The organism is Achromobacter semiaridum, assembly GCF_053543755.1.
Map to the genome: position 1 here is coordinate 105,920 of NZ_JBLVOL010000028.1, position 14,937 is coordinate 120,856.

Sequence of the window (14,937 nt, forward strand, 5' to 3'; positions counted from 1 at the left end):
CGAAACCCGGGCAAAACGAGGGGGCGCCCAAGCGCCCCCTCTTGCGGCAACCAGCCATTTTAGCCGGTCTTGGGCAAATTTTTCTGCCGGTGGGCCGCCCCAGGGTAAAAAGGCGGTCCAACCGGCCGAAGCTGCCTTACTTCGATGCAGGCACCGCGACCCACTGAGTCTGCTCGCCACGGCGGACCAGCAAACCGGCGGAACGGCTCTTGTCCAGCTTGGCCACCAGTTCGCCGAACTGCTTGGCGCCAGTGACATCGGTGTCGTTCAGAGCCAACACAATGTCGCCTTCCTGCAGGCCGGCCTTGGCCGCCGCGCCCTCGGCAACCTTCACCTGGACGCCGCCCTTGATCCGCAGCTTCTTCTGGACATCGGCCGGCACATCGACCACGCCCAGGCCCAGCGCGTTGGTCACTTCGGGCGCCGGCGCCGCTTTCTTCGCGGCGGCCGCCTTCTCGGTCGGGATCTCGCCCACCTTGACCGACAGCGTCAGGCTCTTGCCCTTGCGCCACACTTGCATGTCAGCGCGCGTGCCGGGCTTGGTTTCGCCAACGATACGAGGCAGATCGGACCAGCGCTTGATCGGCTCGTTGTTGAACTTCAGGATCACGTCGCCCGGCTGCACGCCCGCTTGTTCGGCGGGGCCTTCGGCTTCCACGCTGCTGACCAGCGCGCCTTCGGCCTTGGGCAGGCCGATGGCTTCGGCCACGTCCTTGCCCACTTCGCCGATCTGCACGCCGACGCGTCCGCGCGTGACCTTGCCGGTGGCGCGCAATTGGTCAACCACGCGCATGGCTTCGTCGATCGGGATGGCCAGCGAGATGCCCATGAAACCACCGCTACGGGAGATGATCTGCGAATTGATGCCGACCACTTCGCCGTCCAGGTTGATCAGCGGCCCACCCGAGTTGCCCGGGTTGACGGCGACGTCGGTCTGGATGAAGGGCAGGTATTCGCCGGTATCGCGGCCGATTGCGCTGACAATGCCGGAGGTCACCGTGGAATCCAGTCCGAACGGCGAGCCGATTGCCAGCACCCATTGGCCCTTCTTCAACTTCTTGGGGTCGCCAATGACCAGCGGGATCATGTCTTTGGCTTCGATCTTGATGAGCGCCACGTCGGTGCGTTCGTCGGTACCGATCACCTTGGCCTTGAACTCGCGGCCGTCGGTCAGCGTGACGTAGATGTCCGTTGCGTCAACCACCACGTGGTTGTTGGTCAGGATATAGCCGTCGGTGGAAATGAAGAAGCCGGAACCCACGCCGCGCGGCACGGTGCGTTCCTCGGGCTGGGGCGGCTGCGGACGCTGGCGCGGCATGGGCGATTGCCCACCGCCAGGCGGCTGAAGATCAGGGCCGAAGAACCAGCGGAACAATTCGTACGGATCGCTGCCGCCGCCGGGGCCAGGGCCTCGCACCGGCACGGTGGCGGTCGTGCGGATGTTCACGACCGCGGGGTCCGCCTTTTCAACAATGCCCGTGAAGTCGGGCAGCGCCACCGTCGGGGTTTGCGCGGTCGCAACGGGCACATAGGCAGTGGACATGAATACGCCCGCCGCCACGGCCACCACAAAGCGCCGGAAAAAAGCGTTCGACACCGTCATTGCTTTCATAAATTACTCCGAAGTTGCTGCTTGCTGCTTGCGGCTGTGGCGTGCGTCACTTGGGGGTGGGGGCCGGCGGTGCGGCCGTTGCCGCGGTCGGCACGTATTCGGTCGCTTGCGCCAGCTGTTCAAGCGTGGCTACGGGCACCTCGCCCACGGCCGTCAGCCAGAAATCAGCAATGCGCGTGCCATACACCGTGATGGAGCCACGCTGCGCGGGCCCCGGCGGCGGATGATGCCCGCGCTCACTGTCATAAGGTTCGATAAACACCGAGATGGCCGCCAGGCCATCGGACAGCACCATCTGGCTGACCGTTGCGCCCCGGCCCATTGACCGCGCCACCTGCATGATGACCTTGAAGCCCTTGGGCGCGGGAATGCGCCACCCCTGGGCCATCAGGTCCACCGGGGTCATCGAGGGCTCCAGCACCTTCCAGTCGCGCGTGCTCCAGCGGGAACTGAGCTGTTGCGGGTCCACCTCGGAACCCAGGCGCAGCGACGTGAACGACACCTGCTCAACCACGCCCCGGGCTGCATTGAGCGTTTGCGCCTTCAGCAGCAAATTCGTTTCAACGTCGGCGCACAGGCGGTAGCCGTAACGCAGCTTGTCCAGCGGTTCGATCGTGATCAGGCGGCATTCGCGGCCCGCCACCCGATGCAGCTTGGACTCGGTGCGGATTTTGTAGTGTTCGGAAAGATTGGCGGGGTCGCCCAGCAGCAGGCCGGGAAAGCGGTCGCCACGACGGCGCTCGATCAGCACCGTCTTGCGTTCCGGGATCAGGCATTGCACGTCGTCGTTGTGACGCAGATATTCGCGCGGCTGGCCGTCCAGGATCTCAAGGCGCTCGCGCTCGCCGGTGCCGTCAAGCACGTGCACCAGGCGCGATGACTGAATCATCTCGCCTTGTTGATACATGAAGACGCCCGCGTAATCCTGCTTGCGCGCGGCCTGCTGAATGCGGGTCAGCAGTTGGACCACATCGTCCGTGGCCGGGGCGGCGTCGGCGGCACGCGCCGGCTCATGGGCGGACAGGAAAGCGGTCAGAAGCGTAGCGGCGAACCATCCCGCGCGATGGGCATGCCAGGAACCTGCGCGCGGCCAACGTGTCGGTAACGCCAGCGCCATCAACGTCCTGCTCCGACGTCGAACGACACTTGACGCACCGCGCTGGGACCCGCCATCTGGCGATGGGCCTCAAGGTAGTCGCGCAGGCCGGCGTCATCGGCGGCGGTGGCGGAGGCAGGCGTGCCGCTGGCATCGGCCAGCACACGCACTTCCGTGGCCGGCGTGCCGGTCAGGTAAGGCTGCGCTACCCAGGCAACGGTGGCAACCGCGGCCGCCACGGCCAGGCCGGACAGACCAACCCGCAACGGCGAGCGGCGCCGGGGCGCCGCCACAATCGGCAGCTCCGCGTCCAACGCGCGCGCCAATCGCGATTGGAACGCGGCGCTAGGCGTCAATGCCAGATCGGCATTGCGCAGGGAATCACCGATCAAATGATAGGTGTCCCAGGTCTGACGTCCTTCCTTGGACAACAGACTGGGAAGAATATCGTCGGAATCTTCTCCGTCCATCCAGGCGGAAACCGATTCCTCCCAGGAGGACTCGGCGATTTCAACGGACTTGGCTGCTGTTTGCATGACTGCCACTCCTTACCAGCGACGCTCGGCATCGGTGCCAAGCAATGGACGCAATTTGGTTGCAATGGCTTCACGCGCACGAAAAATGCGGGAGCGCACCGTACCAATAGGGCAGTCCATGCTCTGGGCGATGTCTTCGTAACTCATACCTTCGATTTCACGCAGGACAATTGCGGTGCGCAATTCTTCGGGCAATTCCTCGATTGCCGCGTTCACCGTCTCGGCGATTTCGCGGCTGGCGACCATGGATTCCGGCGTGCTTATATCGGTTAGGTTGTCGGTTTCGTTAAAAGTTTCACCGTCTTCCGTTTCTATCGCATTGGGCGCGCTGGGCCGCCGGCCTTGCGAGGCCAGCCAGTTGCGCGCCGTGTTGATGGCGATACGATACAACCAGGTGTAGAAGGCGCTTTCGCCGCGGAACTGCGGCAAGGCTCGATACGCCTTGATGAAAGCTTCCTGGGCCACGTCTTCGATTTCCGACGGGTCGCGGATCATCCGGGCCAGCAGGCGCAGGATCTTGCGCTGGTACTTCAGCACCAGTAGATCGAACGCCTTTTTATCGCCTCGTTGAACGCGCGCGACCAACTCCGCGTCGACTTCGCGTTCGCTCATGACGCCTCCTGCGGGCGTGCCGCCGACGGGGCTCGTTGCGCCGTGCCCGTTAGCAGGCATAGACGCCGCCAGGACTCGGGTTGCAACGTCCGCTGCCAGACGGTGAGGGTGATTGTGCTATTTGTAAAGACCGTACTCCCGGTGGGCAAAAGCTGCAAAGTGAGCGTAAGCCAGCGGGGGCCGCGCTGCTGATCCAGCAACCGCGCGTCTTGCCAGCCTTGCGGCTGACGCACCTGCCAACGCCCCGCCCCGGTTGCCGTACGTAACGCCGATACCGGGGACAGGCCGCTCCGTGCCGAGTGTAACAGCCCGGCCGGCACAAGCAGCAGCGCAAGGCATGCCCAGCCGCCCATGCCTTGCCAAAACGCTGCCAGAGACGCGCAGGCCGCAGCGACGGCGCCGGCCATTGCGCACAGGACATGGCCATTGGCCGGCCGCCCGACGGGCACCCGCAACGACCAGCGTCCTGCCGCGGAGCCTTCCAAATCAGACCCGGCGAACGGCCATGGAGCCGTTGGTGCCGCCGAAGCCGAACGAGTTGGACAGGCCGACGTCGATCTTCATCTGCCGCGCTTCGTTCGCGCAGTAATCCAGATCGCATTCCGGATCTTGATTGAAGATGTTGATCGTGGGAGGCGAAACCTGGTTGTACACGGCCAACGTCGTGAACACGGCTTCGATGCCGCCGGCCGCGCCCAGCAGGTGGCCCGTCATGGACTTGGTCGAATTCACCACCAGTTTCTTGGCGTGATCGCCGAACGCCAGCTTCAGCGCGTCGGTTTCGTTCTTGTCGCCCAGGGGAGTCGACGTGCCGTGCGCGTTGACATACTGGATGTCGTCCGCGTTCAAGCCGCCGTTGCGCAGCGCGTTGATGACGCCGCGACGCGGGCCGTCTTTGTCCGGAGCCGTGATGTGGTGCGCGTCCGAGCTCATGCCGTATCCGGCGAATTCGCCATAGATGCGCGCGCCGCGCTTCTTGGCGTGCTCGTACTCTTCAAGGACCAGAACACCGGCGCCCTCGCCCAGCACGAATCCGTCGCGGTCGCGGTCCCAGGGACGCGATGCCGTTTCCGGGTCGTCGTTACGGGTCGACAAGGCGCGCATGGCGGCAAACCCGCCGATACCCAGCGGCGACACGGTCGATTCCGCACCGCCTGCAACCATGACGTCTGCGTCGCCGTATTCGATCAGGCGCGCTGCGTCGCCGATGCAATGCAGACCGGTCGTGCAGGCCGAGACGACGGCGTAGCTGGGACCCTTCATGCCATAGGCAATGGACAAATGACCGGAGATCAGGTTGATCAGCGAACCCGGCACGAAGAACGGCGAAATACGCCGCGGACCCTTGGCCATGTATTCGACCTGGGTTTCTTCAATTCGCGGCAAACCGCCGATGCCGGAACCCACGATGACACCAATGCGCTCGGCATTGGCTTCGGTGACTTCCAAACCGCAATCACGCCATGCCTGCATCCCCGCGGCCAGGCCGTAATGGATGAACGTATCCATCTGGCGGGCTTCTTTGCTCGAGATATAGGTGCTGATGTCGAAGTCTTTGACTTCGCCAGCAATGTGCGTGGTGATGGCCGAGGGATCGAAACGGGTGATGCGGCTGATGCCAGAACGTCCGTTGACGATATTGTCCCAAGCGGTGGTCAGGTCGTTTCCAACGGGAGAAACAATACCCAGGCCGGTGATGACGACACGTCGCTTCACGGATGACTCCTCAAACAGACAAAAGAAAGGCGGCTTTCGGGATGCGCTGCACGTGTGGCCCGCGCGAAAGCGGGTCGGGCATTACAACGCCCTTCCCGCACGCGGACCACACGGCAAATTCCTGAAACCGCCCCGTTTCCCGGCTGGGCCCGAAGGTCGGGCAACCGGAACGATATAGGTTGAGCTTACTGCTTACCGTGCGAATTGATGTAGTCAATCGCTTGTTGCACGGTCGTGATCTTTTCGGCCTCTTCGTCGGGGATCTCGGTCTCGAATTCGTCTTCGAGCGCCATGACCAGTTCGACCATGTCGAGCGAATCGGCACCGAGGTCGTCAAGGAAGGAGGATTCGTTCTTGATCTCGGCTTCGTTAACGCCAAGTTGTTCAGCGACGATCTTCTTGACGCGCTGTTCGATGCTTTCCATGCAGATCTCCAATTGGGAAAAATCCCGCGAATTATAGCCAAGCGTAGAGGAAAGCAACGCCTGGCCGTGACAAAAATAACACCGCGCACTGGTTCTGTCGCCCAAGGGCACAGGAATATCGGTATGCGGCGTTTCCGGTTGAACTGCGCGCTGCCTGGTGCCGGTTGCCCGGCATGGGCGCGACGGCCTGAGCCGCCTGGCGCGCAATTCGTGATTTATTGCATGTACATCCCGCCGTTGACGTGCAGGGTGGTGCCGGTAATGTAACCCGCTTGCGGCCCGGACAAAAAGGCCACCGCATGGGCGATGTCTTCGGGCGAGCCCAAACGACCCAGCGGAATCTGTTGCAGCAGCGCCGTGGTCTGGCTCTCAGCCAGCGCGCGCGTCATGTCGGTGTCGATGAAACCCGGCGCGACGCAGTTCACGGTGATGTTGCGGCTACCCAACTCACGAGCCAGAGCACGTGACATGCCCGACACGCCAGCCTTGGCGGCGGCGTAGTTGGCCTGGCCCGCGTTGCCGCTGGAACCCACGACCGACGTGACATTGATGATGCGTCCCCAGCGGGCCTTCATCATGCTGCGCAACACGGCACGCGACAGGCGGAACACCGACGTCAAGTTGGTATCCAGCACGGCCGACCAATCGTCGTCCTTCATGCGCATCGCCAGGGTGTCGCGCGTGATGCCGGCGTTATTGACAAGGATGTGCGGACCGCCGCCTTCCTTGCCCAGCGCGTCAATCAGCGCGTCGCAGGCTTCGGCGTCAGTCACGTTCAGGACCACACCTCGGCCGCCAAACGCCGCCAGCGCTTCGGTAATGGCGGCCGCGCCCGACTCGGACGTAGCGGTACCGACAACGGTTGCGCCGCGCGAGGCCAATTCCTGGGCAATGGCGCGGCCGATCCCGCGCGTGGCGCCGGTCACCAGCGCGATCTTGCCTTGCAGTTCGATCGAGTTGTCCATGTCTTTAATTTCCGTTAACGACGGCCAACGCGGCTTCAAGCGAAGCGGGATCGGTAATGGCCAGGCCGGTAAGTTCGGGGTCGATACGCTTGGTCAGCCCGGCCAACACTTTGCCGGGACCGCATTCGATAACGTGTGTGACGCCTTGCGCCTTCATGGCGCGCAGGGTTTCAACCCAACGCACGGGGTGCCATGCCTGACGCACCAGCGCATCGCGGATAGCGGCCGGTTCCGTGGGCGAGGCCACGTCAACGTTGTTGATGACCTGCATCTGCGGTGCGGACACGGCGGCGTTTGCCAGTGCGCCGGCCAGCACGTCAGCGGCGGGCTTGAGCAGGCTGGAGTGGAAAGGCGCGGACACCGGCAGCAGCAGCGCGCGCTTGGCGCCGGCGGCCTTGGCGAGTTCGCAGGCGCGTTCGACAGCGGCCTTGTGGCCGGCGATCACGACTTGTGCGGGCGCGTTGAAATTCACGGCTTCGACGACTTCGCCCTGGGCGGCGGCGGCGCAGGCGTTGCGCACCGCGTCGTCGTCCAGACCCAGGATGGCGGCCATGGCGCCCGTACCCACCGGCACGGCGGCCTGCATGGCATCGGCGCGCACGCGAACCAGGCGCACGGCATCTTCAAGCGCCAGCGAACCGGCGGCGGTCAGCGCGGCATATTCGCCCAGGCTGTGGCCGGCGACGACGTCCGGCTGGCGGCCACCCGCGGCGATCCAGGCGGCGTAGAACGCCACGCCGGCCGTCAACATGGCGGGCTGCGTGTTCGTGGTCAGGTTCAGCTGTTCCACCGGACCTTGCGCGATCAGCGCGCCCAGGTCCTGGCCCAGCGCTTCGGAAGCACGAGCCACGGTATCCGTGACGGCAGCGACGCCCGACCAGGCATCCAGCATGCCGACAGCTTGCGACCCTTGGCCGGGAAAGACAAAAGCAATTTTCATGATTGACCGGTTGGATTGATTCAGTATCTGTGTGGGATGTCAGGCGTGCCCTCGCGGCGGCGGCGCGCGATGCGCCATCCGCCGGGGCGCGCACTTACATGCGAGCGAGTACCGAGCCCCAGGTGAATCCACCGCCCACGCCTTGCATCAGGATGAGCTGGCCGGGCTTGACGCGGCCATCACGGCGCGCGGCATCCAGTGCCAGCGGCACGCTGGCCGCGGAGGTATTGGCGTGGCTATCAACGGTGATGACGACTTTCTCGACCGGCACGGCAAGCTTGCGTGCCAGGAAGTTCAAGATGCGCACGTTGGCCTGGTGAGGAATCAGCCAGTCGACGTCGGCAACCTCGATACCGGCTTCGGCGCAGGTGTCGCGCGCCGAGCGATCCAGCACGGTGACGGCCTGCTTGAACACCGCTTGCCCATCCATGCGCAAGAAGGGGTCGCCGGTGACGTCGCCGTAGGCCACGTTGCCCGCGGCGCTGAGGATCTTCATCTGGCTGCCGTCGGCATGCAACTGCGCGGCCATGATGCCGGGCTCGTCGGAGGCCTTGAGCACCACAGCGCCCGCGCCGTCGCCGAACAACACGCACGTGCTGCGGTCGTTCCAGTCAAGAATGCGCGAAAACACTTCAGCGCCGATCACCAGCGCGCAACGGGCGCGGCCGGCGCGCACGAAGCTGTCGGCGGTGGTCAGCGCGTACACGAAGCCGCTGCACACGGCCTGGACGTCGAACGCCGCCGATCCCTTGGCGCCCAGGTTGGCTTGCACCAGGCAGGCCGTGCTGGGAAACACGAAATCGGGGGTGGAGGTCGCGACGATGATGAGGTCGACTTCGGAGGCGTCCACGCCCGCATCGGCCAACGCGCGGCGCGATGCTTCCGTGGCGAGTTGGCTGGTCGTGACGCCACGCTCGGCAAGATGGCGCTGGCGGATGCCGGTGCGCTCGACGATCCATTCATCGGACGTGGCGATGTCGCGCGTCGCCAGTTCCGCTGCCAGTTCGTCATTCGAAACCACGCGTTCCGGCAAGAAGCTGCCGGTGCCCGCGATCGCGGAATATTTCATTGCGGTATCCATCAAGCGGTGTCCCCAGCCACGTTCGCGGGAGGCGTTGCGGCGCCCTCTTCCGACTGAACGCGCTTGGTAATCTGAGCGACCGTCTGAGCGGTGCGCTCCAGCAGTTTACTCACTACGGCTTCGCGGGCTCGTTGCAACGCAAATCCGTAGGCGTAGACATCCGCCGAACCGTGGCTCTTGATGACCACGCCGCGCAAACCCAACAACGCGGCGCCGTTATAACGACGGTTGTCGACGCGATTGCGCAAACGGTTCAGCACCGGCTTGGCGATGGCGCCGGCCAGCAACGTGAAGATATTGCGTTTGAACTCTTCGTGGATGATGCTGGACAGCATCTTCGCAAGCCCTTCGACGGACTTGAGCACGACATTGCCGACAAAGCCGTCGCAGACCACGACGTCGACCGTGCCCTTGAAGATGTCGTTGCCTTCCACGTTGCCGTAGAAATTCAGCGGGCTGCCGCGCAGGAGCTCGGCGGCTTCCTTGACGACTTCATTGCCCTTGATGACTTCTTCGCCGATGTTGAGCAAGCCCACGGTCGGGCTTTCACGGTGGTCGACGGCCTGTGACAGCGCGGCGCCCATGATGGCGAATTGCAGAAGGTGCTCGGCCGTGCAGTCCACATTCGCACCCAGGTCCAGCACCGTGGTGGCGCGGCCCGTCTGGTTGGGAATGGACGTGGCGATAGCGGGCCGGTCAATGCCGTCCAGCGTCTTGAGCACGTAGCGTGAAATGGCCATCCATGCGCCGGTGTTGCCCGCGGAAACGCAGGCGTCGGCGCGCCCGTCCTTGACGGACTGGGCGGCCAGGCGCATGGAGGAGTCTTTTTTGCGGCGCAGGGCGACCTCGACCGGGTCGTCCATGGTGACGACTTCAGAAGCCGCCACGATTTCCATACGATCACGCGCAACGTCGCGGTGCTCGGAGAGCGCCGCTTCGATCGCGTCGGGAAGCCCGACCAGCAATAGCCGGGTATCCGGAAATTGCCGGGCGAACTCGATCGCAGCCGGAATCGTGACGGGCAGACCGAAGTCTCCGCCCATACAGTCTATGGCGATGCGTATCACGGGTGCCAGGTATCAGCGTTCAGCCGAATTGGTCCGAGTACGAGTTCGGCCCGGGGGCCTTATTCGTCGGCCTTGGTCTTCAGGACCTTGCGGCCACGATAGAAGCCGTTGGGGCTGATGTGGTGGCGCAGGTGCGTTTCACCGGTGTTCGGCTCGATAGCGGTCGACGGAGCAACCAGAAAATCGTGCGAACGGTGCATACCGCGCTTGGAGGGGGACTTCTTGTTTTGTTGAACGGCCATGATGACTCCTAGAAACGGGGCGCATTGTACGCGATGCGGCCCGATGTTGATCTCAATCTTTGTGCTTCAGTTGTTCCAGCACCGCAAACGGCGACGGACGCTTGACAGCGGGTTCTTCAGGAACTTCGCTGACGTTGGCCTGCGCGCCCGGGCATACATCATGCTTGGGCACATACGGAACGCTCAGAATGAGCTCATCTTCGACCTGGGCCAGCAGATCAAAATGATGTGAACCCACCACCTTTTCGGGTTGGTTGGACACAAAACCATTTCCTTCTTCGTCTTCGTCGTCGCTGCCGGCGGAATGACCGTCGGTGACATCACCGTTGGTAAAACCATCGTCAAGATCGGCTTCAGACTGAACCAGCTGCAAGAGGACTTCGCTATCGACCGGATACACGAACGGCGCATTGCACCGCTGGCACACCAGCACCGGATTCGCCTGCACGTGTACATGCAGAAGCGGCCGGCCAAGCAACAGCCCCGACTTGCCAATCTCACCGCGCACAGACCACGTCACAAGCCCGGCATCGCCCGGCGGTTGTTCGGGTAACCCTTCAACCGCGCGCGTAAACCGCACAAGAGGTATGGTGCCTTGCGCTTGCTTGCCGCTATGGGCAAATGCGAATGCATCGATGCGCTTGATGATCAAATCCTTTGCATTTGCGAGATTCCACCGCACTAAGGCCACTGCACCAAGGCCACTCTCAGGCCACCGCACTAAGGCCACTGCACTCAGGCCACTCTCAGGCCACCGCACTCAGGCCGCAGCGTTCAGAGACGGACCTTGCGCCTTTGCGCTGCAAAAATCCCGCAAAACGTTAGATAATACTGCGACTTACGCTTTAACGTCAAATACCGCATGCCTTCAAAGCCTAGCCTGATCCTCGCTTCCAGCTCGCCATACCGCAAAGAATTGCTATCGCGCCTGCGCTTGCCCTTTACCGCCGTTTCTCCCGATGTGGACGAAACGCCACAACCCGGCGAAACGCCCGAAGCGCTGGCCCTGCGGCTCTCGGTGGCCAAGGCCATGGCTGTGGCGGCGAACCATCCGGGCAGCATCATCATCGGGTCTGATCAGGTGGCGACCATCAACGGCCAGCCTATCGGAAAACCGGGCGACTTCCCCCGCGCGAAGGAGCAACTGCGCGCCCTGTCGGGCCAAATCGTGAAATTTCATAGCGCACTGGCGGTTACGGACGGCCAGCGTATCGAGAAAGCAGACATCGTCACGCGTTGCCACTTTCGCCAGCTGTCGGACCGCGCCATCGACGCCTATCTGCGCGCCGAAGAACCCTACGATACCGCAGGCAGCGCCAAGGCGGAAAGCCTGGGTATTGCATTGATGGAAAGCATCCAGAGCGATGATCCGACCGCCATTATCGGGCTGCCGCTGATCGCGCTGACGCGCATGCTGGCGCAGTTCGGCCTGGATCCGCTGGACGCACCGGGCGCGCCCGCATGAGCGGCGCCCTGCACCTGATTCCCGTCGGCCTGGGCGACGCCCCACCCGAACGCTGGCTGCCGACCGACGTGCGTGCGCTGGCCGGACGGCTGGACACCTACATCGCCGAAAACGCCAAGACGGCGCGCGCCTTTCTCAAGTTGATCGGCACGACCCGCCCGCTGCAGGAAATCACGATTCACACCCTGACGGACAAAATTGACGCCGGGCAGATCAACGTCTGGCTCACACCCGTCAAGCACGGCGCCGAGATCGGCTTGGTGTCCGAAGCCGGCTGCCCCGCCGTCGCGGACCCTGGCGCAAAAGTCGTGGACGCCGCACACCGCCTGGGCATCACGGTCAAGCCGTGGGTGGGCCCGTCGTCCATCCTGCTGGGCCTGATGGCCAGTGGGCTGGACGGCCAGCGCTTTGCCTTCCACGGCTACGCCCCGGTGGACTCGGCCGAGCGCGCCAAGCAGTTGAAAGCCTGGGAGCAGCACTCCGCCAAGCACAACCAGACGCAGTTGCTGATCGAAACGCCCTATCGCAACGCCGCCATGTTCTCTACCCTGCTGGCCACGCTGAAAGGCGACACCAAGCTGTGCGTGGCCCGGTCGGTCACCACCGCGGACGAATGGGTCGTCACGCATACCGTCGCCGACTGGAAGAAACTGCCGGCCCCTCAACTCGACAAGCTGCCCACGCTTTTCCTTTATCTGGCCCGCTGACTCATGTTTCGCCTGATCGCCACCCTGCTGGCCACCGCAGTGCTGGCCGGCTGCGCCACGCGCGGCCCTGCCGGCCTGGACCTGGACACCTCCATCACCGCCGTCGGCCAGGCCAGCCGCGTACGCAGCATCGTGCTGCACTACACCACCGTGGATGACGCTACCTCGCTCAAGCTGCTATCGCAGGGCAAGGTCAGTTCGCACTACTTGATCAACGACGCCGGCCGCGCCTACCGCCTGGTGGATGAAAATCGTGCCGCTTGGCACGCCGGGGCCAGCTCCTGGTACGGCAACATCGCCATGAACAGCACGTCGATCGGTATCGAAATCGTCAACCCGGGCTGGACCGAAGGCCAGAACGGCAAGCCGGTCTGGCACGCCTACAACGACCGCCAGGTGCGGGCGCTGACGATCCTGCTGCGCGATCTGATCCAACGCCACGGTGTCGCGCCGGAAAACGTCGTGGGGCATAGCGACATCGCGCCGCAGCGCAAAGTCGATCCCGGCCCGCTGTTTCCCTGGAAGGCCCTCGCGGCGGCCGGTATCGGGCGCTGGTACGACGAGGCCGGCGCGGCGCAGCACCTGGCTCGGTTGCAGGCGCAAGGCTTGCCCGACGTGGCGTGGTTTCAGAAGCAGTTGCAGCGCCTGGGCTATGCCTGTGGGCAGGAGGGCAAGCTGGACCCCGCCACGATCAATACGCTGGCCGCATTCCAGATGCACTACCGGCCCGCGTTGCACGACGGCCAGCCTGACCTGGAAACCGCCGCGATCATGCTCGCGATGCTGTAGGCGCGTCAGCGCGCGCGGCGGCGCCACCACGCCACGATGCGCCAGCCCAGCAGCAGCGCCAGCACGCCGGCGTACAAGGCCGGTTGGGTCAAGTCGTTCTTGCCTGCCTTGTGCCACCAGAAATGCAGCACCGCCAGCAGACCGATCGCATAAACGGCGCGATGCAATTGCTGCCAGCGTTTGCCCAGGCGGCGCATTGCCCACTGGGTAGACGTTGCCGCCAGCGCCGTCATCAGCACAAAGGCCGCGAAACCCATCGTGATGAAGGGGCGCTCGCCGATATCCTGCAACATCGCGGCGGGGTCCAACCCACGATCCCACCAGACCCAGGCCATGAAGTGCATGGCGCCATAGAAAAATGCGAACAGGCCGCACATGCGACGCACGCGCACCAAGGCGGGCTGTCCGGTCAGGAGGCGCAGCGGCGTGATCGACAGCGTTACCAGCAGGCAGACCAGCGTCCATGTGCCCGACGAACGAGTCAGGAATTCGACCGGGTTGGCGGTCAACCCATTGTTCAGCCCCAACCACACCCAGCGCGCGAACGGCGCCAGACCCAGCAGGAACAGGAGCGGCTTGAAGCGCCCGATGGTCTTGGCGGAAAGCTGCGTCTTGGCGCGCGTTGCGGCAGCGCGCCGGGTGGAAACCTCGGACATGGTGTTATTCAGTAATTCGCCTTCAGATCCATACCCTGATAGAGCGATGCCACCTGTTCGCCATAGCCGTTGAACATCAGCGTCTTGCGCTTGGGACTGAACAGGCCGTCTTCGCCGATGCGGCGCTCGGTGGCCTGGCTCCAGCGCGGATGCGGCACGTTCGGGTTCACGTTGGCGTAGAAGCCGTACTCCTGCGGCGCCGCCTTGATCCAGGAAGACTCCGGCATTTTTTCCACCAGGCGGATCTTGACCAGCGACTTGGCCGACTTGAAGCCATACTTCCAGGGCACGGCCAGACGCAGCGGCGCACCGTTCTGGTTAGGCAGCACTTTGCCGTAGACGCCGAATACCAGCATGGCCAAGGGGTTCATGGCCTCGTCGATGCGCAACGCCTCGACGTAAGGCCATTCCAGGATCGCGGCGCGCACGCCGGGCATGTTCTCGCGCTGCACTGCCGTGACGAATTCCACGTATTTGGCATTGCCGGTCGGTTCTACCTGTTTAAGCAATTCGGATACCGAATAGCCCACCCAGGGAATCACCATCGACCAGCCTTCGACACAGCGCAGCCGGTAGACCCGTTCTTCCATGGGCGCCAGCTTCAGCAGGTCGTCGATGGAGAACGTGCGCGGCTTGCCTACCTCGCCTTCGACGCTGACGGTCCACGGACGCGTCTTCAGCTTGCCGGCATTGGCGGCAGGGTCGCCCTTGTCGACACCGAATTCGTAGTAGTTGTTGTAGGACGTGATGTCGGCAAGCGAGGTCTGCTTGTCCATGACACTGAGCGAACCGTTGGGCTTGCCGGCCAACGTGCCGGCGTCTTGGGCAAACGCGCTACGCGCGGCCCAGCCTGGCAGCCCCACGGCCGCGGCCGTGAGCCCCGCGCGCAACATGAGGTCGCGGCGCGAACGCCAGACCGCTTCGTCCGTGATTTCGGACGGAAGAACATCGTGGGGCTTGCGTATCAACATCGTGGTCTCCGGTTCAGCGATCGTCGGCCGTAGCCGCCGGGTACAGGTCATAGACGT

At 63.8% G+C, this 14,937-nt stretch carries 17 protein-coding genes; 3 read left to right on the plus strand and 14 right to left on the minus strand.

Annotation, left to right across the window (positions count from 1 at the left end; all coding sequences use genetic code 11):
* Window positions 1-136: 136 nt before the first annotated feature.
* The 12 genes from ACNPP0_RS09325 to ACNPP0_RS09380 form a co-directional block, all read right to left on the minus strand.
* The gene (locus tag ACNPP0_RS09325) at window positions 137-1,543 is read right to left on the minus strand and encodes a DegQ family serine endoprotease (RefSeq protein WP_448705702.1); all 1,407 of its coding nucleotides are present in this window, start codon (window positions 1,541-1,543) and stop codon (window positions 137-139) included.
* Between the two features lie 115 nt (window positions 1,544-1,658).
* Window positions 1,659-2,729, minus strand: coding sequence for a MucB/RseB family sigma factor regulatory protein (locus tag ACNPP0_RS09330; protein WP_448705690.1), 1,071 nt, complete (start codon window positions 2,727-2,729; stop codon window positions 1,659-1,661).
* Window positions 2,729-3,244: a sigma-E factor negative regulatory protein gene (locus tag ACNPP0_RS09335; protein ID WP_050727851.1), complete on the minus strand. Its 516-nt coding sequence runs from the start codon at window positions 3,242-3,244 to the stop codon at window positions 2,729-2,731. The genes ACNPP0_RS09330 and ACNPP0_RS09335 overlap by 1 nt, the downstream gene beginning before the upstream one ends.
* A 12-nt stretch (window positions 3,245-3,256) precedes the next feature.
* The gene (gene rpoE / locus ACNPP0_RS09340) at window positions 3,257-3,856 is read right to left on the minus strand and encodes an RNA polymerase sigma factor RpoE (RefSeq protein ID WP_006223829.1); all 600 of its coding nucleotides are present in this window, start codon (window positions 3,854-3,856) and stop codon (window positions 3,257-3,259) included.
* A 486-nt stretch (window positions 3,857-4,342) separates the two neighbouring features.
* Entirely contained in the window at window positions 4,343-5,572 is a 1,230-nt protein-coding gene (gene fabF, locus ACNPP0_RS09345) for a beta-ketoacyl-ACP synthase II (RefSeq protein ID WP_332610663.1), read from the minus strand.
* 185 nt (window positions 5,573-5,757) lie between these two features.
* The gene (gene acpP / locus ACNPP0_RS09350; protein ID WP_003813816.1) at window positions 5,758-5,997 is read right to left on the minus strand and encodes an acyl carrier protein; all 240 of its coding nucleotides are present in this window, start codon (window positions 5,995-5,997) and stop codon (window positions 5,758-5,760) included.
* A 215-nt stretch (window positions 5,998-6,212) separates the two neighbouring features.
* Window positions 6,213-6,962 (minus strand): 3-oxoacyl-ACP reductase FabG, encoded by a 750-nt coding sequence (gene fabG / locus ACNPP0_RS09355; protein ID WP_332610664.1) that lies wholly within the window; start codon window positions 6,960-6,962, stop codon window positions 6,213-6,215.
* 4 nt (window positions 6,963-6,966) lie between these two features.
* Window positions 6,967-7,902, minus strand: a complete 936-nt coding sequence (gene fabD, locus ACNPP0_RS09360) for an ACP S-malonyltransferase (protein ID WP_448705691.1) — start codon at window positions 7,900-7,902, stop codon at window positions 6,967-6,969.
* A gap of 94 nt (window positions 7,903-7,996) precedes the next feature.
* Entirely contained in the window at window positions 7,997-8,983 is a 987-nt protein-coding gene (locus tag ACNPP0_RS09365; protein WP_046802598.1) for a beta-ketoacyl-ACP synthase III, read from the minus strand.
* Complete coding sequence (plsX, locus tag ACNPP0_RS09370; RefSeq protein ID WP_046802597.1) at window positions 8,983-10,050, minus strand: phosphate acyltransferase PlsX; 1,068 nt, start codon at window positions 10,048-10,050, stop codon at window positions 8,983-8,985. The genes ACNPP0_RS09365 and plsX overlap by 1 nt, the downstream gene beginning before the upstream one ends.
* Window positions 10,051-10,109: 59 nt before the next feature.
* Window positions 10,110-10,292 (minus strand): 50S ribosomal protein L32, encoded by a 183-nt coding sequence (gene rpmF / locus ACNPP0_RS09375; RefSeq protein ID WP_006218037.1) that lies wholly within the window; start codon window positions 10,290-10,292, stop codon window positions 10,110-10,112.
* Between the two features lie 52 nt (window positions 10,293-10,344).
* On the minus strand, window positions 10,345-10,944 hold the full coding sequence (locus ACNPP0_RS09380) for a YceD family protein (protein ID WP_448705692.1): 600 nt from the start codon (window positions 10,942-10,944) through the stop codon (window positions 10,345-10,347).
* A 210-nt stretch (window positions 10,945-11,154) separates the two neighbouring features.
* Between ACNPP0_RS09380 and ACNPP0_RS09385 the strand changes: the two genes are divergently transcribed.
* From ACNPP0_RS09385 to ACNPP0_RS09395, 3 genes are read left to right on the plus strand one after another with little or no spacing between them, the layout of a single operon-like run.
* Window positions 11,155-11,757 carry a Maf-like protein gene (locus tag ACNPP0_RS09385; protein WP_332610669.1) on the plus strand — a complete coding sequence of 201 codons (603 nt, stop codon included), beginning with the start codon at window positions 11,155-11,157 and terminating at the stop codon, window positions 11,755-11,757.
* Window positions 11,754-12,464, plus strand: coding sequence for an SAM-dependent methyltransferase (locus ACNPP0_RS09390; RefSeq protein ID WP_448705693.1), 711 nt, complete (start codon window positions 11,754-11,756; stop codon window positions 12,462-12,464). Before ACNPP0_RS09385 ends, ACNPP0_RS09390 begins: the two co-directional genes overlap by 4 nt.
* Window positions 12,465-12,467: 3 nt before the next feature.
* Window positions 12,468-13,253, plus strand: coding sequence for an N-acetylmuramoyl-L-alanine amidase (locus tag ACNPP0_RS09395; RefSeq protein WP_332610671.1), 786 nt, complete (start codon window positions 12,468-12,470; stop codon window positions 13,251-13,253).
* 5 nt (window positions 13,254-13,258) lie between these two features.
* Here ACNPP0_RS09395 and msrQ read toward each other — a convergent pair whose 3' ends face one another.
* Both msrQ and msrP read right to left on the minus strand, forming a co-directional pair.
* Entirely contained in the window at window positions 13,259-13,909 is a 651-nt protein-coding gene (gene msrQ, locus ACNPP0_RS09400; RefSeq protein ID WP_448705694.1) for a protein-methionine-sulfoxide reductase heme-binding subunit MsrQ, read from the minus strand.
* 8 nt (window positions 13,910-13,917) lie between these two features.
* Window positions 13,918-14,880, minus strand: a complete 963-nt coding sequence (gene msrP / locus ACNPP0_RS09405; protein WP_448705695.1) for a protein-methionine-sulfoxide reductase catalytic subunit MsrP — start codon at window positions 14,878-14,880, stop codon at window positions 13,918-13,920.
* Between the last annotated feature and the right edge of the window lie 57 nt (window positions 14,881-14,937).